Here is a 23,639-nt window from a genome sequence, read left to right as displayed (position 1 = left end):
TAAAAAAGATATACTTAATCTTTGTGAGGTAATTGTGTTTGCCTATTATTACATTTTATTGTCTAATAGGTTACAAAGAAACTCATGTACAATGCTCTTCACAAAGAATCACCCTTGCCGTACCAAAATCAGTAAGTGGATTATAGGCTTTATCATTTTCGTAAACCTACCATTCATAAGCACTGGACAAACTATTTACAGCAATACCTTCACGGGTGTCACCGCTTGTCCCACACAGGGTAACGCACCTATTGTATCAGCTAACGCAACAGGTACACCCTTCACCCGAAGTACGGTAACGTGCACAGCGTCTGCCGGTGTGTTTAACTCCGCAACACTCAATAACACCAATTCGGTTAACAACTCCTCATACATTGAGTTTTCTGTAACGGCCAATGCCAACGCTCAGTTAAATGTAGCTTCTCTGAGCTTTAAGCGTGATGCCAGCAATAGCGCGCCCAACCAGTTGGAAGTCCGGTATAGTACGGATGGTTTTGCCACCTTTACCAGTTGGGGCGCTGCTCCAAATACGCCAACGACCGGAGCCTCTATTACGTGGAATTTTGCTGACTTCTCTGTTCCTTCGGGTACAACGCTGACCTTTCGTTTTTATCCCTATGGCACTCAGCGTGCCGATCTGGGTACAGGAACATCATCGGGCACTACAGGAACATTCAGCGTCGACGATGTTTCGCTTATCGGGACATCGCCTTTACCGGTTAATCTTGTTTCGTTTACGGGCAAATCCGGCAATAATGAGGTTATGCTGAATTGGTTGACGGCCTGGGAGGAAGAAAACCAGGGTTTTGAAATTCTGAAGAGTACCAACGCCAAAAGTTTTGAACGTATTGGCATGGTAGCCGGTAAATACAACGCGCAAGTGCAATCTGAGTATGCGTTCGTCGATCAGCATGTGACGGCGGGACAGATTTATTATTACCGTCTCAAACAAAAAGATGCTGGCGGAGAAAGTGCCTTATCACAGATCATAGCCGTGCTGGCAGAGGCTACAGAGCAGCAGGAGGGAAGTATAGCGCCCAATCCAAACGACGGAAGCTTTTCTCTGTTGGGTCAGGCGGTACCACCCGCAAACGTTAGGTTATTCAACGCGGCCGGTGCTGATATTCCCATCAACACGGAAGAAAATAAAGCACAAAAGGCGCTTAACATCCAGTCTCGTATACACCTATCACCCGGCATCTATTACCTGCAAGTGAATCCCGGAGACGGTTCCAAAATAAAAGTCAGGAAAGTGCTGATAAACCAGCAGTAGGCCTGATAAACTAACTATTTAAAAAGGCGTGCCACAGGTATAACCGTGGCACGCCTTTTTTGGCTTGAAGAACGCTAAAAACCAGGTTCATCGGCACTGGGGCCGTAGCTTCCGGGAATAGGAATGTCCAGTAAACGAAGGTCGACGCCCAGCTGCGCCCGGTGGTGAACAATTTGCGAAAAAGACATGCGGATCATTTCACCCTTGGTCGTTTGGCTTAAAATCTGATCGCCATTGCGAAGGATCCACTCAGGCGCCAACTGATCGTCGGTAGCCTGACTCAAGGCTTCCTCGCCCTCTGCCAGCGAACGTTCAAACAAGTCCAGTAATTCTGTGGTGTTATGGATGGTAACCGGGTTATATGGACTGGTGGCAAAGTCAAGGCAATCGGTGGTGAGGGCCAATGACACCCAACTCGGTAACTCGGCTATATGGGTCGCCAGTTGGCGGATGGTCATACTTTTGGGATGCGGTTGCCAGTTGTATTTGTCATTCGGTACCCGTTCGAGCATTTTTCGGGTCGTCTGCGCTTCTTGTTGCATTTCCTTAACCAGCATTTGAATCAGTGACATAAGGCGATTGTTTTTGGTTGATGAGTCAAAGGTAGCGGCACCCACTGACAGCCTTATGTCAGTAGTGTTTAGCTAAAAACACAATTTTCCCAGTCCATTTTTCAGTTGGTAAATCCGCCGGTTATTCATACTTCGTAAATAAGTCATAATACAGTGGGCCATTAAACCATCTGGTTTCATATTGGTCTGAGAATAAAACAATCACTTCACAAGGCGTGTTGATTGTGTATTAAATTAAGTTTTAAGTATATCACTCACCAAATAATGACGCTATGAGAACGATCAATAAACTGGCAATGGTCATGCTGACAACCGGCATTCTTGCCCAACCTGTCGAAACGAAAGCGCAGGGATGGAGTCCCCAAGCGAAAGGTACTGCCATTGGCGCTGGTGTTGGAGCCGCAGCCGGTGCAATCATTAATAAACGAAACCGCGCAGTTGGCGGTGTTATTGGCGGGCTGGCCGGTGGTGCCGGTGGCTATGTCATCGGTAAGAATGGTAAAAAGCGCTGGAGCCCTCAGGCCAAAGGAACCGCCATCGGTGCGGGCGTTGGGGGAGCCGCCGGGGCTGTCATCAATAAACGAAACCGAGTGGTCGGTGGTGTCATTGGTGGTGTGGCAGGTGGAGCGGCCGGGTATGCTATCGGCAAAATTAAAGACAACAAAAACAAGGAGGCCGCCCGTGTAGCAGCCGCCGAGCGTGCAGCCGCCCAGCAAAGAGCCGCTGCCAGAGCCGCCGGAACCACTTCGACCAGTGCCGGTAAGCCAGCAATTGCAGCCGCTCATCCGAAAGGAACAAGCCCGAATGCTGTTCAGCCGGTAGCCATGCTGGCCGCCCATACAAATACACCCGCTTATATGCTGAACGCTGGTTTTCTGGAAAACGAAACCTACGGCGATCCAACCGCTCCATACGGCACATCGGAGTACCGACGCAAAAGCTGGTAATCAATTTCTTTCTGGGTCTTCGTTTGTTCAGGCAGGATTTCGAAAGAAATCCTGCCTGAACAGGAGATACTATTTTCTCACCATTTTAACATATACGTTTATGAAATCCTTTCTTGGAATACTAATCGCTTCGGTGCTGTTATCGGCCTGTTCGCAATCGGGCGAAACGGTCAATGTACAGGACCTCAACCGGCAGTTTATTGATGCCTGGAATAACAAAAATGCTGATAAGATCACCGCACTCATGGCGGATGATGTGGATTTTCTTCAGGGAAATGTTCATTACAAAGGGAAGTCGGAGGTAGCTCAGAAATGGGTACAGGCCACGTTGCCAACGCTGGCTAATTTAAAAACAAACGTGGTCAGCTCGGCGTCGGATACCCGAACCGCTTATGAGGCAGGCACCTTTGCCGTGGATGTTCTGACGGACCTTCCGGATAAACCCCGCGCCTTTGGTGAAGGCAACTTCATGCTCCTCTGGAAAAAAGGCGATGATGGCAACTGGAAGCTCAGCTATGCTCAATTGGAAGATTTGCCCGTTCAGGCTAAGAATTAAATAAACAGTTTGCTGGCGCGGAAGGGCCGCCTACGCGGTAAATGCCCGCGCCAGCATGCTCAAGCCGATAATGCGCTGTCGCCCAACCCGTCATTACCTGGCCTGGGGCGGCCTGATGGGTTGGTAAAAGTCTAAAAATTTTTAGTGCAAGGAATTTGGCTTGGCGTAACCAGATTGCGCAACAAACTATACGTTGCTGACAAACGTATTGCTACATAGATCAACCATACGTTTTCAGAATGTTTATTTTTCGACTGCTCTGGCAGATCCCGTGCACGCTTATTTTGGTAGGTGCCGTGCTGCTTTTTGTAAATGAATACGCGACTGCCCGGCCCAGTAAGCGAACAAAGGATATTTCTTATGTAGCGACCAATGCGCCCGGTGTCGATGCCGAACGGCACTTGCTGGATGTGTATACACCCCGGAAAGCCTCCAGGTCGACACCGATGCCCGTTGTGGTGTTTATCCATGGTGGTAGCTGGAACAGCGGGAATAAAAATCTGTACGCCTTTATCGGGCGAAGGCTGGCCAAACAGGGGGTTGTTGCTGTTATCATCAACTACCAGCTTGCACCGGCTGTGCAAGTACCGGCCATGGCCGACGATTGTGCCCGGGCCGTGCAGTGGACCGCGCAGCACATCGCGGAGTATGGTGGAGACCCCAATCGTATATTCGTGATGGGGCACTCGGCGGGTGGCGGACTGGCAGCCCTGCTGGCTACCGACAGCCAGCTGTTTAGCCAGCTGGGCCTGACTAAAAATCCGGTCAAGGGGGCGATTCTCGATGATCCGGCCGGGCTGGATATGTTCGATTACCTGACCAAAATGGAGTACCCTAATGATCAGCAATATCTGATTCCTTACGGGAAAGACCCGGCTGAGTGGCGATCAGTGTCGCCCATTTATTCGGTTAGTGATGCTACACCACCCATGCTGCTTTATGTCGGTGAGCGGACTTACCCCGGTATTGCCGGCAGTTCGAAACGCTTTCACCAGCGCCTGCTGGAACATCATGTAAAGCATGAATACAAGATTTTAGCGGGCAAGAAACACATTCCTATGGTAACGCAGCTCTTCTGGCAGCATAATATCATTTACCGGGAGTTGCTGCCGTTTGTGGGAGCTGAACAGTAAGGTCAGAAAGCAGAAACAGCCCGACGCACCAGTTTAGTTACTGATTTTACTCAAACTGAAACGCAAAATACGTGCAGGGTTTCTGGCCGGTATTCTGAATGGCGTGGGGTACATTGGACTCCAGAAAGATAAGATCGCCGGTAGTAGCCGGATGCAGCTTTCCGTCAATACTCTCTTGGGCCGAATTGTCCATCATCAGTAGTATCTCGGCAGCCTTATGTGTATGGGGCGGATGGCTCCACAGTCCCTTATTCAGAGTCGTGACGTGCATTTCGAAACGTTTGGACATGGCCGTTGCCCGGTCGAACATACGTCGGATGCCGCCTTTGTCGTGGGGTTGAAACGCCACCTCATTCCAGTCTATCCAGAAAGAACCCCCGGCTTTTTTGCCGCGCTCATTGTCTACCGGCTCGTTGGAAGCATAGCGCATGACGTAATAGGTTGCCGGCGAGCCGCTCTGGTTGTCGAAGCCATGTTCGTCGCCCGGCATCATCAGGGCTATGCTGCCGGGACCCAGCGTTTTTGTTCTACCTTCAATCGTGACGGTAAGTTTTCCTTCTTTAATGATGATTAATTCTTCGTCGTCATGTTTATGCGCGGGGTGGGGAGCCTGATGAGGGGATAGAGTAGTCGCGTGAATTTCGATGTGTTTGAAGTCGGTCGAAGTCCCTTCCAGAATGGCCCGTTGTTCCGAGACTGTTTTTCGGGTTACCGGAGCCTGTGCCCAGACGTACGTTTTCGAGACAATGGGTTGAGTAGGGTCGGCGTTGATAAACAGGCTAAGGGCCATCAGGCAGAAGACGAGTCGTTTCATAAGGGAGGCTGGGTTCTGGTTCTGAAAGTAAAGGGCGTCGATGGATTACTCTTTCTCCTCCCGGCACGAGCAAAGAATAACCTTCCGGCTGTTGGGTGGTTATGGTAGTTCAACGATATGAACAACAAACCATGAATGTACCCCTTTCAACCAAAGTCCTCTTGTGGGGGCTTGCCGGTGTAGGCGCCTGGACAGCCGTTAAAGCATCACTGGCTCAGAAACGTAAAATGGATTTTCAGGGCAAAACGGTTCTGATAACCGGTGGCTCGCGCGGCCTTGGCCTCGAACTGGCCCGTCTGCTGGCTAAAGAGGGGGCCAATCTGGCCCTTTGCGCCCGCGATGCCGACGAACTCGACCGCGCCGAAGCCGAGTTAGAAGAGCTTGGCGCTTCGGTATACACGGAGGTTTGTGATGTGACAAACAAAATTCAGATCGATCATTTTGCCGAAAATGTCCGGCAGGTGTTCGGGCCGGTCGATGTGCTGATCAACAATGCAGGTACCATTATCGTAACCCCGTATGAACACGCAACGGAAGACGATTTCCGGCAGGCTATGGATACGCATTTCTGGGCGTCGTTCTATATGATCAATGCGGTATTACCCCAGATGTTGTCGCGTGAGCCTGGTAAAAAGAGTGAACGACGGGGGAGTATCGTCAATATTACGTCCATTGGCGGAAAACTGGCGGTACCTCACCTGCTGCCTTATGCGACCAGTAAGTTTGCTATGGTGGGTTATTCGGAAGGCTTACGGGCCGAATTGATGAACAAGGATATTTACGTGACAACCGTCTGTCCGGGTCTCATGCGGACGGGTAGCCCCCGTAACGCTATTTTCAAGGGACAGAATGAAAAGGAATATGCGGCCTTCAAGATCAGCGATTCCATTCCCTTCTTCACCATCAACTCCACCGAAGCGGCCCGCCAGATCGTGGATGCCTGCCGGTATGGCGAAGCCGAACGTACAATCACACTCTCCGCTAAAGTGGGTGCTGCGCTGCAAGGGGTAGCGCCCAACCTGATGGCCGAAACCATGACCCTTGTCAACAACCGGCTCCCGGATCCGGGCGGCATTGGCGAACAACGGGCCTTCGGAAAAGACAGCGAGAGCAAGTTGTCGGAATCTGTTTTAACTACACTGACCGATCAGGCTGCTGAGCGAAACAATGAGTTTAGCTGACCAATAACAAGCTGGCGAAAACAACAGGAGACATAATGTGTTTAGTATTGACAAAGTTGTTAGGCAACGGCCTGATAATGGTTGTCATCACTCACTAACGGGCGAAGGCCCACAAGCGTTATGAAAAAAGTACTTGTTGTTTTTGCCGCCCTTGCCCTAACCCTGTCTGCTGCGCAGGCTCAGGATAGTAAGATGAAGAAAAAAGCGGATGTTGTTGAAGCCAAAGCTGAAGTAGCGGGCGATAAGGCCGCGCTGGAAATGAATAAAGCCGAGCGTAAAGCCGCTAAGATGACCGGCGATAAGGCGGCTCTTAAGGCGGCCCGGAAGGATCGCGTCAAGAAAGAAGGCGAACTGATCAAAGACCGCGCTAAGAAAGACGTGAAAGTGGTGAAGGAGAAAATCTAATCACTTTAGCCCTTATCAACGGAAGGCCCGGCTTGTAAAAGACGGGCCTTCCTGTCGTTTAACAGGTCAATAAATGGTACTGCCGCTGTCAGGACGAAAGGCACTTATCTATTCTTCGTCAATAGACACATCGAACTTTTTGGCTGCTTTCCTGATCCGGTCTTTTATCGTGGTCACCTCATCGGCATCGTACTTGGCTGCATTATTTTTGTGATGAATATAATTCCAGGCAGCTCGAACGTGCTCAGGCGTGTCGATCGGGTATTTATTGTTCGTCTGGTCGGCAAAGTCGACATCCCCATATTTGTGTTCACCTTCGGTTGGGTTAACGTCGTCCCGGCGGTCAATTTTCGAATTGGTTGCCATATCTGTTGCGGTTTTTGTTGGATTAACTTAACCGTTTCCCGAATTGAATGTTTTACTAGAAACAAGGTCTTAATCCCCAATCATGTCTGTTCTGTTTTCACCGATTACCCTTCGTAGCCTTCAGCTCAAAAACCGTATTGTTGTCTCGCCCATGTGCCAGTATTCCAGCGAGGACGGCTTTTCGACCGACTGGCATCTTGTCCATCTGGGCAGCCGGGCCGTTGGGGGTGCGGGCCTGATCATTACCGAAGCCGCTGCCATCTCGCCGGAAGGCCGCATATCGCCCAACGATCTGGGTATCTGGAAAGAAGAGCATATTAATGGACTAAAACGAATAACAAATTTTATTCGGGAGCAGGGGTCAGTGGCCGGCATTCAACTGGCGCATGCCGGTCGCAAGGCCAGCACCCGTCGTCCGTGGGAAGGAGGGAAGGGTATTTTCCCTGACGAGGCAACGGGTTGGCAAACGGTGGCTCCCAGTGCCATTCCCTTCACGGAAGGAGCCCCGGAACCCCTGGCCCTGACCGATGAAGGACTTGAGAAAGTTCGGAACGATTTTGCGCTGGCAGCCCATCGATCGCTGGAGGCTGGTTTTCAGGTGGTCGAAATTCACGCAGCCCACGGGTATTTACTGCATCAGTTTCTGTCGCCCTTGAGCAATCACCGGAACGATACGTACGGTGGGTCGTTCGATAACCGGATCCGCCTGTTACTCGAGGTGGTTGACCGCGTCCAATCGGTATGGCCGTCAACGTTACCACTGTTTGTTCGTATATCGGCTACCGACTGGACCGAAGGCGGCTGGACGATAGAGGATTCGATCAAACTGGCCGGTGTTCTGAAAGGGAAAGGGGTAGATGTGATCGACTGCTCAACGGGCGGCAATGTAGCAAAGGCGACTATCCCACTCAGTCCTGGTTATCAGGTATCGTTTGCGGAACAGATCAAACAGCAAACGGGCATCCTGACGGGTGCGGTGGGTCTGATCACATCGGCTGAGCAGGCCGAAGCTATTCTGACAAATGAACAGGCTGATCTGATTTTGCTGGCCCGTGAGTTTTTGCGCGATCCGTACTTTGCCCTGCATGCGGCTCATGAACTGGGTAGCGAAATAAATTGGCCGGTTCAGTACGAGCGGGCAAAGCCCCGATGAATAATTGGAGGTAAACAAACAATTTGCCGCTGGAAACAGTAATCTTGCAGCAGAAGTCAAACTTGTAAATTCACTATTAATTAACTGAAGAAAACTATGCGTTGGTTAGGAGGACGTGAAAGCGATAATGTCGACGACCGCCGGGGAAGCGGTGGGGGCGGGTTACTCGTGGGCGGTGGCATTGGCTCGGTTGTCATTGCTGTTATTGTCATGTTGCTGGGTGGCGACCCGTCGGAGATTCTGAACCAACGTTCGGCCGAACCTGCTACGTCGCAGGCACCCGCTGGTCCACAGGCCGACGATGCTGCGGCTTCATTTACGCGGAAAACACTGGCCAGCACAGAGGATGTCTGGGGTAAGATCTTTGCTGATCAGGGAGCGCAGTATCCGGCCCCGACCCTGGTGATGTTTCGGCAGGTCACCCAGTCGGGTTGCGGAACCGCTTCAGAAGCGTCGGGACCCTTTTACTGTCCCGCCGATCAGAAGCTATACATCGACCTGTCCTTTTATGACGAGCTTCGGGATCGCTTCAATGCGCCGGGTGAGTTTGCCATGGCCTACGTGATTGCCCATGAAGTAGGCCACCATATTCAAAAGCAGCTTGGCATTATGGATAAGGTAGATGCCATGCGGAGTCGGATGAGCGAGAAAGAGTATAATAAAGTATCGGTCCGGCTTGAATTGCAGGCTGACTTTTTTGCGGGCGTCTGGGCTAACCACGCCCAGGGACAAAGTATATCCATTGACAAGAACGACGTAGAAAGTGCACTCACCGCAGCGAATGCCATTGGCGACGATCGGATTCAGAAGGAAACCCGGGGTACTGTGGTTCCCGATGCCTTTACCCACGGTACCTCCGCCCAACGCGTGTACTGGTTCTCAAAAGGATTAAAAACCGGCGATCTGAAGCAGGGCGACACCTTCAATAGTCGTGAGGATTCGAATCTGTAAGGTCAATGAACCGTTTAATGAATAAAGCCAGGCTCCATGGAGTCTGGCTTTTCTGTTTACCAGGCGTTTCACGCTATCCTGATTTATACGGGTAATCATGAGGGAACGGTAAGGTTTGTTGCGGAAAAGCACTGTATGTGAGCGTATTACTACCTGATTTGGGGGAGTTTTGTTGACGATTGGTAACCCGGTTTCGACATTAGATGTGCCAAACTGGTATCTACCTATCAAACAAATTTGCTATGAAACGTCTACAAATTTTTATTGTTACCGCTGCTTTACTCACTAGCTCAATCATGTTCCAGCGCTGCCAGCCCAAAGCGGGCGATCCAGGTCCCAAGGGCGATACCGGTGCCACTGGCGCAACCGGAGCTACCGGCCCGGCTGGCCCGGCCGGACCCACCGGAACGGCGAACGTGCAGTATTCTCCCTGGATCTCAACAACGTTTACGGGCAGTGGAACCTTGTATACCGGCAATATAACGGCTACGCCCATTACGCAAACCGTGCTCGACAGAGCAGATGTTCGCGTATACTGGAATGAGGGTGGACGGATCCTGAGCTTGCCCTATGCCGAGACGCTTGGCTCCACTACTTACACTGTTCACCAGCGTATTTATGTAGGACGTATCGAACTCAGAGCCTCTTACGCACTCACTACCCAGCAATTCAGATACGTGATTATACCCGGTTCTGTTAGTGTGAGCGGTCGGGTAGCCGCGGTTGACTTAAGCAACTATGCCGCTGTTAAGGAAGCTTTCAATATACCGGATTGAGTGCTTACCTCCTTTGGTCATTGCTTCATTGACCAAAGGAGGCAATAATGAAAGTTCATTATACAATCTATATGTATTTTTTAAAGGAATAAGGTGTTAGGCATATTCTTTGTAGGTAAACAAGGCGATCAGTTAACATATAAGCTGATTGTATTTGTTCATCATGATCAATATGAAAAGTTCTATTTACACCCTTGTCTTATTCTTATTACTCGTAATTAAAAATGTAGGTATTTGTCAAAAAGTATACATCAATGAATTGATGGCCTCCAACACCCGCACCCTGGCTGATGCTACGGGGGCTTACGAAGACTGGTTCGAACTTTACAACCCCACGTCTTCTCCGCTGGATTTAGGTGGCTACTACCTGACTGATAATCTGGCAAATCCTACCAAGTACAAACTGCCGACTGGTTCGGCCCAAACGATTATCCCGGCCAACGGGTACCTGATCATCTGGGCCAGTGGAGAAATTAGCCGGGGGCCGCTTCATGTGAGTTTTAAACTGGGAGCTGAGGGAGAACAGATTGGTCTGTATCGACCTGACGGCACAACGCTGGTCGACACGTTGAGCTTTGGCCCCCAACGCAGCGATGTGTCGCGGGGGCGTCAGCCCGATGGCAGCGCCGACTGGCTCTACTTTCAGGGCAATAATGTAAGCCCTGGTGCCACTAACCAGGGGAAAACGGGCTATGTGGGGTTTGTAGAGACTCCACTCTTTTCCAAGAAAGGTGGTTTTTATACTACCGACTTTAATTTATCCATTACATCAGCTGACTCGACGGTCACGATTTACTATACGCTGGACGGTTCGGACCCTGATCCAACTAATCCCAACGCCGTTGCATTCCCTTATAAAAATAGTTATCCCGATCAGCCCGGGCAGCCATTCGGGCCTTTATTGACAGAGTCGTTTAGAACCTATACCTACTCGGGGGCCATTCCCATCAGCGACCGAACGAGCAGTGCGAACCGGCTTTCCGTAAAGTCATCTACCTTTAATTTTTCACCCAATTACTTTCCAACGACACCAGTTTTTAAGGGAACCGTTGTGCGGGCTGTGGCGTATAAGGCCAATTCGATTGCCAGCGACATTAGTACGCAAACCTACTTTATTACGCCGTCGACGAGCCGTTACTCCATTCCGGTCGTTTCCATTTCACTGAACGAAAAGCACCTTTTCGATTACAACACCGGTATATACACGGCTGGTGCCGTATTTGATAACTGGCGGGCAATGTATCCGGGCGGCCCGGCCGAATTCTGTACGACTGCCAACTACACCATGGAAGGTGAATTGTGGGAGCGGCCCGGCAACGTAGAGTTTTTTCTGAATAATTCGCCGGTCATTAATCAGCAAATGGCATTACGCATCCATGGCGGTTGTTCGAGAACGTTTCCCCGGAAAAGTTTACGATTGTATGGCGATACTGATTTTCAATACCCGTTCTTTTCCAATCGGTCATCGTCCATTTTTTATAATCGGCTGTTGCTGCGAAATAGCGGAAATGACTGGGCATATTCCCTGATGATCGACTCGTATATGCAGACAATGGTGCGTCATCTAAACGTCGAAACCCAGTCGAGTCGCCCCAGTATTGTCTTTCTGAATGGGGAATACTGGGGCTTACATATTCTTAATGAACGGTACGACAAATATTATTTAAACCGAAACTTCGCCGTGGATACCGATAGTGTCGATGTCGTCGATATCCGGGCTGGCTACTCTGCCGACGAAGGCGATCTGGTTAAATACAACGAACTGAAAACCTACTTCCAACAAAACAGCCCCATCAATTATACCTACGCGAAAACGCAGATTGATGTGGAGAATATGGCTGACTATCAAATCTCGGAGATTTATTCGGCCAACACCGACTGGCCGCAAAACAACCAGCTTGCCTGGCGAAAACGAACCAGCCAGTACACGCCGGGCGCTCCCCGCGGGCAGGATGGCCGCTGGCGGTGGATGCTGAAAGATATGGACTATGGCCTTAGTCTGGTCAATGACTTTACTCACACCACGCTGTATCATGCTACGGATAACAATGAGTTTACGCTCTTCTTCCGGCGGCTGCTCGACATTCCTGAATTTAAGAGTTACTTCATTAACCGTTCTGCTGATCTGCTCAACACCACGTTCATTCCTTCCCAAACCGTTTCGCTGTTGACGTCATTCAAAGACGAGTACCAGCCGCATATGCAGGAACATTTTAACCGCTGGCCTGCCAGTAATACTTATTCGGAGTGGTTGTCTAAGGTCAGCAATATCAAAACCTTCGTCGAGCAGCGCCCTACCTACGTGCGTGATCACTTTCGCAACAAGTTTGGTTTAACTGCCAACCGTAATCTGACGGTCAATGTGTCAAATACCAGTCAGGGTTATGTCAAAGTCAATACCATTGATATTCTCCCAACGACACTGGGCGTGGCCGAAAATCCTTATCCGTGGACGGGCGTTTACTTTCAGGGGAATACCATTCGTATTGTCGCTAAAGCCAGATCGGGCTATAAATTTCAAGCCTGGAAAGAGGGGAACACGGTTGTCTCGACCGATACGGCCTATAGTTTTAACCCTACGTCAGACCGTACGTTACTGGCGGTTTTCGACCTGGATGATAATTTCAACGCCAATCCACGTTCGTTCAATCTGCTTACCTGCAACTATACGTTGACCGGCTGGCCGTCAACGGCAGCGGCTGGTACGTACCCGGCCAACATGCAGCTGGTGACGATGAGCCAGACCGATCCACCGCTCACCGCTACGGTTGCCGATACAGTAACCGGTGTGTACAACTTAACCAGCGGAACGCGCATCAATGGGCTAGGGGCGTCAGGATTTTCTTTCATCAACACGGGCGGAGGAACTCCCGGCTTTACCGGCAGCGCATTAGGTGGGGCTTTGCTAGCCTTGCGGACAACGGGTTTAACCCAGGCATCCATACAATGGGTTGGGGGTACGGTTACGCCCAATCCGCGCCAATACAGGATTCGGTTACGGTACCGGATTGGTAATAGTGGTGTTTTTACTGACTTATTGGATGGGTCTAACAACCCGGTCGAGTATGTAAGAAATGCAACCGCCGGGCACAGCCAACTGATCGGTCCGGTGGCACTACCCGCCAACCTGCTCAATCGACCCTATATTCAATTGTTGTGGCAGTATTACTGGACCGGGGTTGGCTCATCGGGCGCGCGCGACCAACTTCGAATCGATGACATCGTTATTAGCCGGGGTCGCTGCGAAAGCCTTGCTTCGGGCGACTGGAGTACACCCGCTACCTGGTCTTGCGGGCGGGTGCCCACCGTTTGTGATGATGTCCGGATAAGTACGGGCCATACGGTTAATTTGGCAACGGCTGGTGCTGTTGCCAAAAGCGTTCGATTTGATTCAAATGCCCGTCTTCAATACACGACGCCGGTAGCCTCATTGCTGATCCAACAATAGCGCTGAGACAATTCCGGAATGAAAAAAGAAATCGGTTTTGTGTCACACATATAAAGGAAACCTTCCGACAAGCTACGTATTTTTCGTTATGCATACCCCAACAAACATGACCCGTGGAGACACGGGTCATGTTTGTTTTAAGCTTGCTTCGTTACTTCTTCCATTCGGTCAGGAATTCATCAAACGCCTGTTTTAAGGCCTGAAGTGCGTCTGATAAACCGCTGGTATCATTGACTTTAAGTTTGCCCTCGGCAGTCCGGGAAATATCGGCCATGCGCGCTACGCCAATGGTACCGGCACTGCCTTTCAGCGTATGCAGGTGGCTTTTTACCGTGGGTATGTCGCCGAGGTCATAGGCCGACAGGGCCCCATTAACCAAATCAGAAGCCTCCGTTACGAATTCCTCCAGAATACTGTCAACCAGTTCCTGGCCGCCAATGTCCCGCAGCTGGCCAATGATTTCTTCGTCGATAATCGGAAGTTTCGGCTCTTCGGTAACGGGTGCGGGCTTGGGTGGAGCGGGTGTTGTCGATGCGTGTTTCGCCCGGTTGGCATCCGTCAGTTCCTTTACTTTCGCTACCAGGCTCTGCGCCCGAATGGGTTTGGCTATGTAATCATCGAGTCCCTGGCTGATGAAGCGTTCGCGGTCTTCGCGCATGGAGTAGGCGGTCATTGCCACAATGGTTGGTAAAAGATTACCAAATTGACCACGTAGGTTTTTTGTCGTTTCAACACCATCCATGTCGGGCATCTGAATGTCCATGAAGATCACATCGAAGCCGCTTTGTTTGTCATCTTCCTGGCGTTCATACGATTTCTGAACCTCCATAATCGCAGCGGGTCCACTATCGGCCGTGGTGACCACGCAGCCCGATTTGCGCAGAATTTCGCTGGCTACTTTACGGTTCACCGCGTTGTCATCGACCAGCAACACCCTGGGGTGATAATCGCTGAAGAAGTTGGCCAGGGCAATTTCGGCCACTTCGGTCGCCTGCTGGGTTGGGCTAATGCTGGTTTCTTTCAGCTCGATGGTAAACCAGAACGAACTGCCCATACCTACCGTCGAGTCGACACCAATTTCCCCTTTCATCAGGCTGGCCAATTCTTTCGAGATCGCCAGACCCAGTCCCGTTCCACCAAACGACTTTCGGGAGGACGTGTCTACCTGGCTGAACGAGTTGAAGAGCAGGTTAATGTTCTGCGGAGAAATGCCAATGCCGGAGTCATTCACCGACACCCGAATCCGGTTGAATTTGCCGTGCTTGCTCAGCAGCTTTGCCTCGATCCGTATCGTGCCATTTTCGGTGAATTTGATGGCGTTGGAGGTTAGATTCGACAGAACCTGCAACAGTCGGGTCTGGTCGGCAATGACAAAGGTGGGCAGGTCGGGGCCAAGGTGGTACGTGAGCTGATTATTCTTGGAATTGGCCTGCTGCCCGAACAGGGCGATCAGCTTCTCAAATATTTCTTTGAACGCAACGGGCGCTTCGTGCAGCACCATCTTGCCAGCCTCCATCTTCGACAGATCCAGAATATCGTTCAGAATATTCAACAGCGTTTCCGACGAGCGTTTCACGGTTTTTACGTAACTGCGTTGCTCCTCGTCCAGCTTCGTGTCGTTGAGCAGGTCGATCATGCCAATGACCCCGTTCATGGGTGTTCTGATTTCGTGGCTCATGTTGGCCAGAAATTGCTCTTTTACCTTCAGCGACCGTTCGGCTTCGTTTTTGGCTTTCACCAATTCTGCCGATTGCCGTTTGAGTTCAGTAATGTCGCGGGCGAGGACCGCCACCACCGAATCGCTACCCCGGTTCGATTCGCCGGTACCGTCGTGGAGCATGAGCATGTTAAACATAAACTGGCGCTCGGTGCCGTCTTTCCGTCGCATACTCGCTTCGAAGTTGCGGAGGCTTCGATTGCGACCCAGTTTGAACATGGCATGACGTATGTCGTTTTCGTCGATAAAATATTGGGTGATGTCCTGCCCTAATACTTCATCGGGCGTATAGCCCATCCGCTTGAAGATGGAGGGACTAATCATAGTAATACGCCCTTTGCGATCGACGCGGGCGTATATGTCCTGCAAATTCTCGAAGATACCCCGGAATTTCTCTTCACTCTGGCGGGTCGCAATTTCGGCCCGTTTGCGGTTGGTAATGTCGCGGGCAATACCCGATACTTCGTCAATAACGCCCCCTGCCAGTAAAATGGGGTTCAGGTGAAATTCAAGGTACGTTTCGCCTTTCGGTGTTTCAAAAAACAGCTCGAAGTTCTGGGCAAATCCCCGAAACGCCTGCCGATACCGTTCTTCAAGTCGTTTTCGGTTTTCTTCACCAATCATCCGCCAGCCCAGATCAGGAGCACTGGCCTGAACGGACGGCACTTCGTCCAGCTGATACTCGATCAGCCGGGCATAGTTTTTATTGAAGGAGGTTAGCTTCAGCGATTTGTTGACCGACCAGATCAGGTAGGTACTACTGTCGAAGATGGCGTTCAGGCGGGCGTTTTGTTTGTCCAGACGTGCTTCTGACTGCTTCCGAGCAATGGCCAGGGCCACCTGTCCGGAAATGAACTCCAGCAGTTCGAGGTCACGCGGGCCGTACGTTTGGGCATCGTCATACGACTTCACGCCGATGATCCCCGTGATCTCATCGCCAATTCGAAGCGGTGCTGTCAGCATAACCTGCGGCTGGAGCTGACCGTACAGGTCAACATGCTCGCGGTCGGCCAGTTGCCGAATATCTTTTTCGTACAAGAACAAGGGTTTGTTGGCCAGAATCGTATATTCGATTAAGCCATTCCCAAGCTTCCGTTTGGTAAACCGCATATTGCCGCCGAAATATTCGTCGACGTAGTACGGGAATGATAAATACGTTTTGCTGGAATCGTAGAGGGCAATAAAGAAGTTGCGGGCATCGATGATATTACCCAGCTCTTCATGAATTTTGTGGTATAGCTCACCAAGGTTCGGGGTATTAATCGTCCAGTTGGCGATACTATAATACAGTTTCTGCGATTTTTCGGCCCGGATTTTGCCAGTGGTATCGTGCAGGATACAGCGAAACGCCGTGGGTCGGCCATTATCAAAACGGCAGTTTACGCTGCCCGAGAGGAACAGGGTCTTTCCGGCCTTATCCCGAAACACCGTTTCGACGTACGGCAGTTTGTCGCCTTCCTGAATGCGCCTGAGGAGGCCAAGGGTACTCTCGGCATAATCGGGATGGAGGACATCGGTCAATGTAAGGGCTGAGATCTCTTCCGAGGTATAGCCCAGCGCTTCCCGCCAGGCCCGGTTCACGAAAATGAACTTGCCGTCGAGGGTAAGCAGTTGGATCAGGTCGGACGTGTTATCGACAAGGTCCTGAAGCTGGGCGTTGGTGTTGGAGAGCGCCGATGCCACCCGACGTTTGTTGGTAACATCTTCGCCGATGATCGTGAAGGATGAGACAAGACCGGGTGATCCGTTGATTATGAATGAGTTGACCTGTACGCTGCGCAGGGCTCCGCTTCGGGCCAGGAGTGTAATTTCTTTCTGTTCGGGAAAGCCTCCTTTACTGAGGGCATCCTCAAACTCCTTTTCGAGCCTGACACGATCGGAGGGGAGTATGAAAACATCGAAGAAGTTTTTACCGATAATATGCTCGGGTTGCCAGGCCGTTACCCGATAGGTATAAGGATTAGCGTAGCTGAGGGTTCCATCGCGTTCAATGGTTAAACCAACCAGATTCAGTTGGTCAACGGTAAGGCGAACGTCGAAAGCAGGAAGTACATCCGTTATCGCTTCGCCGTTGCGTTCATGTTGCAGCCGCTGAATTTCGGCTACGAGTTCATCTTTGGTTTTGGAAGACCAGCGCATGGGTAATTGAGTGAGTTAATGTGTCGTCAGACTTTATAAATTTACGAAAAATCCCGGTTTTTGTCTATTATGGAAAATGAATCCCGCTGGTTTATAGCAGCATCAGGCTCTTTACTTAATTTGGTAGAATCCATCACCCATTTATGTTGAAACGATCAATCTATTTCCTGGTATTACTGGCTATGACGGCCTGTGAACCCTTTGACCTGGTGAAGAAGAACTTCCCGGTATGTGCCAAGCCATCGGCAGGTATTGGCTATACCGCTGGCTTTTTAGACGTCACCTTTTTTCTCGATAACCCACAGGGCGACATTGGCGTCATTGGCTGGGACCCCGGCGATGGAAAAGGAATCAATCGCGTTGGGTCGCGGGTGACGTATAACTACGACAAGGCGGGTACGTATACCATTACGCTCATACTCGCGAATTCCTGCGACGATAAATTCACCACTACACGGCAAATTACCGTCAAAAACTAACCCACCATGCGCCTACTATTTACTTGTTTTTTTTGTTTCACTGCGGCTCTTTCAAGTCAGGCACAGGAACGTGTTCGCAATGTTCGTGTGCGCGCTATTGACTCGATGCAGCTCGAAATCCGGTATGACCTCATCAACACCCGGCCCGGAGATTCAGTCTATTTTTCGGTGCTCAGCCGATTACGCGGTACCTTACAGGTATCGCCTGAATTTGTTCGGGGCGATATAGGGCTGCGAATCACCGCTGGTTCCGACAGGCGTATTATCTGGAACGCACGGGCAAACGGTTACCCGCTCAACGAGGAAATCCAGGCCAGGGTATTCGTTAAAACAGGCGTTGCGGACATGCCCCCGGCGACAGCTGCTGAGCCGGTAGTGCTGCAAAAACCAACGCCGTCGGCACCCGCGCCTAAACCGGCAGCACCCGAAGCCGTACCGGCAAAAGCGCCCGTCACTGAGTCGAAGGTCGTTTCAGCGGCACCACCGGCGGCCGCCCAAAAGTCGAAACCCGCTCAGCCTAAACGCTCGGTTTTTGCGGCTGATCCTGTAGTGGAAGAGCCAGCGCCGACTGGTACTTCGGCACAAGCCAGTCCCTTAACACCGGCACCGGTTGATGACCCGCAACCTCGAAAAAGACGCTACAACGGCCCTGCCTGGGCATTGGTATCAGCCGTGGCACCAGGTATCGGTAATATATTTGTACAGACACCAAAGCCTAAAATAGGGCTGAGGCCGCTGGTTACGGTGGGGTGTTATGGGCTGCTGATCTATGGCTTTATGGAGCGCCAAAAAGCACAGGATGAATACCGTATCTACGAACAGCAAAAAAATATGGCCGCTGGCGAACCCTATTATCAAACCGCAAACGACCATCATCACCGTTATTTTTTAGCGACCCGTGGCGCGGTGATCGTGGCGGCCGCTGATGTTGTCCTGACATTCATCAAAGGCCTGCACAATAGTAAACTGAATCAGGAAAGACGACAGAACCAACCCCTTTCCTTACGGCCTGGTTTGCAGGCGGGCCAGCCGACTGCTGTTGTGCGTTACTCGTTTTAACCGAAGTGATGAAATCCATTTAAACGTATCTGATCATGCGCTTCCTCCTGACCATCAGCTTTGTAACCCTGCTTTTGCTAAATAGCTTTGCGCAATCGGCACAACGCCGACCTAAAGTTGCCGTTTTCTCCACTTCGAGTGAGTGGGTGAACGTCAAGTTAACGCCAGCGTCGCCGGTAAAGGTAAGCCCGTCGGGTGCTGGACAAGCCGCTGCGACCGGGTCGTCGGCTGCATCACCTGTTACCCCGGCCAACCCGGCAACCGGAACCGGTACGACCATTCCACCCAACGGAACGGCCGCTTCGCCAACGGGTACCCCCGATTATCGACCGGCATTCACGGGTGACTTTGCCACGAATCGCAATGGATGGCGTGCCGGAAACAAAGGTGATTATTACTACCAGATAGGGCTGGGGAAGTACAGTATCCGAAAGCGAAACACGAACACAAAACAGCTGGCGTTCACGGCCGTTGAACTGCCCGTCAATATCAATCTGAACCACGCTGATTTTTTTACCATTAAAGTCGACGTACTGGCCGATTCAGGTCAGGTGCCTACGGGTGGGGTGTTGTTCGGCGTGAAAGATTCGCTCAACTACTGCGCGTTTACCCTGAATGCAAAGGGTGAGGTATCGATAAAGCGAATTGCCAACGGGCAAACCTTCAGCGATTACATGCCCGGTGACTTTTTCTCTCCCGGTGTCTCCGTTGAAAAGAATCGCAACCGGCTGAGTATCGAGCGCAAAGGCGACGCACTCCATTTTTACATCAATGCCGCCGAAATTCGAAGCAGTCCGTACTCGTTCAAAATGCTCCCCGGCAACGGTATCGGCCTGACCTCCTCCGGCTACTGGACCGGCTTCCAGCGGCTCTCCGTAACGGTGGGACCGTGAATGAGTCGGTCAGCGGCTTCGGGTAAGTCAGGTAAGTCAGGTAAGTCAGGTAAGTCAGTAAGTCAGTAAGTCAGTAAGTCAGTAAGTGGCTGACGCATGCACATTGCTTTGGCGTCAGCCACTTACTGACTTACCGACTTACCAACTTACTGACTTACCGACTTACCGACTTAGGCGTAGCCGCTTACCCACTAAACGTCAATTCCTCACCTGTTCCCCTTCCCGATTGATTTTTAATAGCTGGCCGTTCAGGAAAACGGCTGCGGTGTTGCCCCGGAATGGCGTTACCGCTTCGTACTCGGGGCGGATAACCCATTGGTCGGCTTCGTTGATGAATCCCCAGCGGCCGTTGCTGCGGGCACGACGCCAGCCGCGCTCGTCGGCACCCAGTTCCACTTTGTCGTAGGGTTTATCGCCAAAGGCTTCTTCATATTTCCCCAGTCGGGCATCGGCCGGGGTGGCTGGTGCCGATTTAGGAGATGGCTCAACCGAGGCACTCCTTTCCTCCGGGGTGGGTGTTGGTTTGCTGAGGGGCGACTCCGTTTTTTTTGCCGGTTCCGGTAGGGAGACAGTTGGCTCGCTGGCTGGTCCAACGGGTGGGTCGGAAGCCTCCGTAGTCATCTCGGTTTCCGGCCGGGACTCCTCCCGACTAACGTTTTTTTTTCTATTGGGCCGTTCCTCGCGCGAAGAACGGGTGGTCTGCTCCGATTTATTGCTGGACTTTGGCGGTTCGTTATCTCTGGAATTGTTGCTTTTGATGAACCAGTAGATCACCGCCAGTAGGGCCATTGCGAACAAAACCCCATACAGCCCACTTCGGTCGGGTGGAATAACCTCAACCCGGACCGTGCTCAGCGGATTATTGTTGGCATCGAACAGGGTGTAGTCCATGGATTTTACCGGTTTCACCCAGCCCCGATTCTTCGGCGACAAGCCTTCGCCCAAATCGTCGATCGTTACAGCCAGTAAGTTTTCGACTTCCCAGGCCAGGGTAACGGGCTGCCCTTTTTTGACCCGCGCGGGCGTTGCCGTAAACGACCGAACTACGGGGGGCGGCTCAGGTGGACTGGCTGGTTTTTCGGGTCGTTGGAAAACCGGCTCGACAACAGGGGCCGGAGGTGCTACATAGATGGGCGGTTCAACAACCGGATTGTTGGGCATGGCCAGATCGGCGGCCGTGGCTTCTGGCTTGGGTTTATCGGGCTTCGTCTCCAGCAGGTCTTCGAAGGTCGGTGCCGCAACGGGCTCAACGACCGCAGGAGGAGGGGGCGTTGGCGTAACAACGGGCTGCGGAGTCGACTTTGGCTCCTGCGCTTTTGTTTCGGCGGCCAGCCGGTTCAGGACCGTGGGTACCCATTCGTGCCGGACAAAATCAGGCGACAGTTTCAGTGAACTGGCTGCGTTGATGATCTGATTTAGATCCTGGTCGTATAAGTAGGCCCGCGACGGTTGCGCCATTCGGACAATACGGGCCTGTATATTCTGAAAAAGCAGGGTGTTGTTGGCAACTTCCTGAACAATGGACGTTGCTAGTTTTGTGGCATCGGCCGGTGGTATTCCAATTTGCTGGGCATCCTGAAGATACCCGTTTGTACGCCAGATATCGGGGCCATTCAGCACAATGGCTTCACGAAGTCGGTCAGTCAGTTCGGGTTCGGTCATGGAAAGAGAGAGCAGGTTTTGGCCTGTTTAAATGACAAAACACCGAATTTCAATCGAACGTCACAACATTACGCCGATAATCCACCGAAATTTTACCAAACTGGGATAAGGCCGACTGCCCCAGTAACAAGGGTGCTTTGGCACTACTGACAACATTCGCATTAACATTTTCTAAAACCCGGTCGCCAATCTGAACGGATTTTAGCCGAATGACCGCACCGGGCGAAATGGTGCCATTGGCATCCTGAAACCGGGATTGCCCCACTATATCGTCATCGGTAATGGTGCCCTGTTTTTCCATGTAATCGGCTTCGGCAGCGGTAATGGAAATCAGGCTGGCACCCGTATCCAGAATGAACTTCATGGGGCGACCGTTCACGATGACCGGCACTTTGTAGACGCCATTCGACTTTTCCATCGCTACTTCCGTTGGGCCGCTGCCCATTTTTGTTAGCGTCGGTTTCCTGGCGGAAGGGGGCGTTTCTGGTGAAGATTGTTCGGTTTTGTTTGCCGAACCCCGTTTAGTACGACGCGGCTGATGGCTCCCCGACCGCGAACAGCCCGAACAGCCAGCCAGATACAATACATTGGCCGTAAGCAATACCAGGATGATCAATCGAACCATAGTTGGGCAGGTAGTCAAAGTTGTTTGGTAGGTGGGGGAAGGAGACGTCAAAGGCCCTATTTTGAAGATATAACATTTGACGTCTTCTTCCTCAACCAATAGTTAGTTACTCATACCGGATCTGCGCTTTCGTCTTCACCCGCCAGACTCCGTTTTCGAGAATAGCCTCGCCATCCCGACGCATGGCGATGCGGGTAAACGCGGTACTATAGCTGTTTTCGCTGTCGCAGGCGGGTTCGATCATGTAATTTCGGTAGGTCAGGAAACGCGCCACGCGGCCCGGCTCGGCTTCGAAACGGAAGCTGGCAATGGTGGGGTTATTGGCATTAACACTAAACCGGTACGCTGATTCAGGTGAAAGCGCGGGGCTTTTCTGCTGACTGTCGAACTGGCCCGTGGGGTCAGGCGGTGGAAAGTAAAACACTTCCGAACGTGCTGGCGCCGGGGTCTCAACAGGGGGCAACGGTACCTGAACCGGGCTGACTTCCAATGGAGCTGCCGTGGGTTCAGCCCGCAGGGGTGGCTCTGTTACCGGCTCAACCGGGCGCATGGTGTTGGCTGGAGCAGGAGAGGGCGCTGACCGATTGGTAGCCTGCTTCAGCTGCCGAATGGCCATCAGCGGGTTGTCGGTCCCGAGTTCAGCCAGAATTGCATCGTAGCCGTTGGCTTTCTGCCGCAGATCACCCTGCGGTTGCCGGGGCTCATTGACGGGTTTATTCCGCAGGCCGTCATTCTGGCGACTGAGCCGGGCGTTCTCATCGGTTAGTCGATCCACTTCATTTTTGAGGGATCGGTAAGCCAGCAAATAAACGGCTCCCGCACCTACGACCAGTCCACCGAGTGCACCTAGTATCATCATCCAAAGTTGTTTTTCCTGAGCTTCTTTCGCCTGACGTTCCAGCTTACTGAGCTGGAGCGCACCCGGGTCCAGACCCGTGTCATCATCGGCTGTTGTCTCCGGCGCTGTTGTTGCCTTGTCTGTTTCTGCCGACGGCTCTGGAGCAGCGGTCGGGGGGAGCATTCCATCAATTTTAGCAACGATCTGCGCCTGAACAGCCGGGCTCAGCGGTTTACCATAATTTTTGTCGCTCTTGTACTTGTCGTAAAACCGGGCCAGTTGCCTTCGAATGGCGGTGTTAGCATCAGAAGGAGACATAGCGGCAAAAGCCGCTGTGTTCTTTAAGGTGGCCAGCTCCTGCATTTTTTCACCAACCTGGTCCCAGCTCCCGACCCCCCGAATTACCTGCTGAGGGTCGCAGCCATCTCCGCATTCCACCAGTTGCGTATAGATTTCCTGTGCTTTCGGCTGGTTAATGCCCGAAAAAACGGCTATGGCTACGTCTTTTGTCAACGTATCCACGGCTGCCTGGTTCATATTCTGAGCCGTTGCCAGTGTGGCTGATGCGAGAAAGACAAAAGCCGATCGGAACGTTAGTTGTATCAGTTTCATGGTGGTGCCGGACCGTCAGCCCGGTTTTGACAATGAGATT

Annotated in this window: 20 protein-coding genes; 13 read left to right on the top strand and 7 right to left on the bottom strand. The window is 51.7% G+C overall.

Annotated elements, in window-relative coordinates:
• The first annotated feature begins 319 nt into the window (after positions 1 to 319).
• Complete coding sequence (locus ACYVK4_RS32800; RefSeq protein ID WP_461131807.1) at positions 320 to 1,273, top strand: T9SS type A sorting domain-containing protein; 954 nt, start codon at positions 320 to 322, stop codon at positions 1,271 to 1,273.
• Between the two features lie 74 nt (positions 1,274 to 1,347).
• On the opposite strand, the gene ACYVK4_RS32795 is transcribed toward ACYVK4_RS32800, so the two are convergent.
• Positions 1,348 to 1,845: a DinB family protein gene (locus tag ACYVK4_RS32795; RefSeq protein WP_461131806.1), complete on the bottom strand. Its 498-nt coding sequence runs from the start codon at positions 1,843 to 1,845 to the stop codon at positions 1,348 to 1,350.
• A gap of 272 nt (positions 1,846 to 2,117) precedes the next feature.
• Between ACYVK4_RS32795 and ACYVK4_RS32790 the strand changes: the two genes are divergently transcribed.
• From ACYVK4_RS32790 to ACYVK4_RS32780, 3 genes are all read left to right on the top strand, one after another.
• Positions 2,118 to 2,792, top strand: a complete 675-nt coding sequence (locus tag ACYVK4_RS32790) for a YMGG-like glycine zipper-containing protein (protein WP_461131805.1) — start codon at positions 2,118 to 2,120, stop codon at positions 2,790 to 2,792.
• Positions 2,793 to 2,892: 100 nt separating this feature from the next.
• Complete coding sequence (locus ACYVK4_RS32785; protein WP_461131804.1) at positions 2,893 to 3,348, top strand: YybH family protein; 456 nt, start codon at positions 2,893 to 2,895, stop codon at positions 3,346 to 3,348.
• Between the two features lie 239 nt (positions 3,349 to 3,587).
• Entirely contained in the window at positions 3,588 to 4,481 is an 894-nt protein-coding gene (locus tag ACYVK4_RS32780; RefSeq protein ID WP_461131803.1) for an alpha/beta hydrolase, read from the top strand.
• Between the two features lie 46 nt (positions 4,482 to 4,527).
• On the opposite strand, the gene ACYVK4_RS32775 is transcribed toward ACYVK4_RS32780, so the two are convergent.
• On the bottom strand, positions 4,528 to 5,295 hold the full coding sequence (locus ACYVK4_RS32775) for a cupin domain-containing protein (protein WP_461131802.1): 768 nt from the start codon (positions 5,293 to 5,295) through the stop codon (positions 4,528 to 4,530).
• Between the two features lie 131 nt (positions 5,296 to 5,426).
• On the opposite strand from ACYVK4_RS32775, the gene ACYVK4_RS32770 reads away from it, so the two are divergent.
• Together ACYVK4_RS32770 and ACYVK4_RS32765 are read left to right on the top strand one after the other, a co-directional pair.
• The gene (locus tag ACYVK4_RS32770) at positions 5,427 to 6,476 is read left to right on the top strand and encodes an SDR family NAD(P)-dependent oxidoreductase (RefSeq protein ID WP_461131801.1); all 1,050 of its coding nucleotides are present in this window, start codon (positions 5,427 to 5,429) and stop codon (positions 6,474 to 6,476) included.
• A 120-nt stretch (positions 6,477 to 6,596) separates the two neighbouring features.
• Positions 6,597 to 6,881, top strand: a complete 285-nt coding sequence (locus ACYVK4_RS32765) for a hypothetical protein (protein ID WP_461131800.1) — start codon at positions 6,597 to 6,599, stop codon at positions 6,879 to 6,881.
• A 108-nt stretch (positions 6,882 to 6,989) separates the two neighbouring features.
• On the opposite strand, the gene ACYVK4_RS32760 is transcribed toward ACYVK4_RS32765, so the two are convergent.
• On the bottom strand, positions 6,990 to 7,247 hold the full coding sequence (locus ACYVK4_RS32760; protein ID WP_461131799.1) for a DUF6582 domain-containing protein: 258 nt from the start codon (positions 7,245 to 7,247) through the stop codon (positions 6,990 to 6,992).
• Positions 7,248 to 7,329: 82 nt separating this feature from the next.
• Here ACYVK4_RS32760 and namA point away from each other — a divergent pair, with 82 nt between their 5' ends.
• The 4 genes from namA to ACYVK4_RS32740 all read left to right on the top strand — a co-directional run bounded on the left by namA (position 7,330) and on the right by ACYVK4_RS32740 (position 13,575).
• Complete coding sequence (gene namA, locus ACYVK4_RS32755) at positions 7,330 to 8,400, top strand: NADPH dehydrogenase NamA (protein ID WP_461131798.1); 1,071 nt, start codon at positions 7,330 to 7,332, stop codon at positions 8,398 to 8,400.
• Between the two features lie 96 nt (positions 8,401 to 8,496).
• Positions 8,497 to 9,351: a KPN_02809 family neutral zinc metallopeptidase gene (gene ypfJ / locus ACYVK4_RS32750; protein WP_461131797.1), complete on the top strand. Its 855-nt coding sequence runs from the start codon at positions 8,497 to 8,499 to the stop codon at positions 9,349 to 9,351.
• 242 nt (positions 9,352 to 9,593) lie between these two features.
• Positions 9,594 to 10,127 (top strand): collagen-like protein, encoded by a 534-nt coding sequence (locus ACYVK4_RS32745; protein ID WP_461131796.1) that lies wholly within the window; start codon positions 9,594 to 9,596, stop codon positions 10,125 to 10,127.
• A 172-nt stretch (positions 10,128 to 10,299) separates the two neighbouring features.
• On the top strand, positions 10,300 to 13,575 hold the full coding sequence (locus ACYVK4_RS32740) for a CotH kinase family protein (RefSeq protein ID WP_461131795.1): 3,276 nt from the start codon (positions 10,300 to 10,302) through the stop codon (positions 13,573 to 13,575).
• Positions 13,576 to 13,726: 151 nt separating this feature from the next.
• Here ACYVK4_RS32740 and ACYVK4_RS32735 read toward each other — a convergent pair whose 3' ends face one another.
• The gene (locus ACYVK4_RS32735) at positions 13,727 to 17,431 is read right to left on the bottom strand and encodes a PAS domain S-box protein (protein ID WP_461131794.1); all 3,705 of its coding nucleotides are present in this window, start codon (positions 17,429 to 17,431) and stop codon (positions 13,727 to 13,729) included.
• Between the two features lie 143 nt (positions 17,432 to 17,574).
• Here ACYVK4_RS32735 and ACYVK4_RS32730 point away from each other — a divergent pair, with 143 nt between their 5' ends.
• From ACYVK4_RS32730 to ACYVK4_RS32720, 3 genes are read left to right on the top strand one after another with little or no spacing between them, the layout of a single operon-like run.
• Positions 17,575 to 17,910: a PKD domain-containing protein gene (locus ACYVK4_RS32730; RefSeq protein ID WP_461131793.1), complete on the top strand. Its 336-nt coding sequence runs from the start codon at positions 17,575 to 17,577 to the stop codon at positions 17,908 to 17,910.
• Between the two features lie 6 nt (positions 17,911 to 17,916).
• Positions 17,917 to 18,969 (top strand): hypothetical protein, encoded by a 1,053-nt coding sequence (locus ACYVK4_RS32725; RefSeq protein WP_461131792.1) that lies wholly within the window; start codon positions 17,917 to 17,919, stop codon positions 18,967 to 18,969.
• Between the two features lie 35 nt (positions 18,970 to 19,004).
• Complete coding sequence (locus ACYVK4_RS32720; protein WP_461131791.1) at positions 19,005 to 19,862, top strand: hypothetical protein; 858 nt, start codon at positions 19,005 to 19,007, stop codon at positions 19,860 to 19,862.
• A 198-nt stretch (positions 19,863 to 20,060) separates the two neighbouring features.
• Here ACYVK4_RS32720 and ACYVK4_RS32715 read toward each other — a convergent pair whose 3' ends face one another.
• From ACYVK4_RS32715 to ACYVK4_RS32705, 3 genes are all read right to left on the bottom strand, one after another.
• Positions 20,061 to 21,524: a WG repeat-containing protein gene (locus tag ACYVK4_RS32715; protein ID WP_461131790.1), complete on the bottom strand. Its 1,464-nt coding sequence runs from the start codon at positions 21,522 to 21,524 to the stop codon at positions 20,061 to 20,063.
• A gap of 49 nt (positions 21,525 to 21,573) precedes the next feature.
• Entirely contained in the window at positions 21,574 to 22,149 is a 576-nt protein-coding gene (locus tag ACYVK4_RS32710; RefSeq protein WP_461131789.1) for a retropepsin-like aspartic protease family protein, read from the bottom strand.
• Positions 22,150 to 22,255: 106 nt separating this feature from the next.
• Positions 22,256 to 23,599: a hypothetical protein gene (locus ACYVK4_RS32705; RefSeq protein ID WP_461131788.1), complete on the bottom strand. Its 1,344-nt coding sequence runs from the start codon at positions 23,597 to 23,599 to the stop codon at positions 22,256 to 22,258.
• Positions 23,600 to 23,639 lie beyond the last annotated feature (40 nt).

The organism is Spirosoma aerophilum (genome assembly GCF_054782495.1).
The sequence above is the reverse complement of the archived record's forward strand: the minus strand, read 5'-3'. Positions and strand labels throughout refer to the sequence as shown.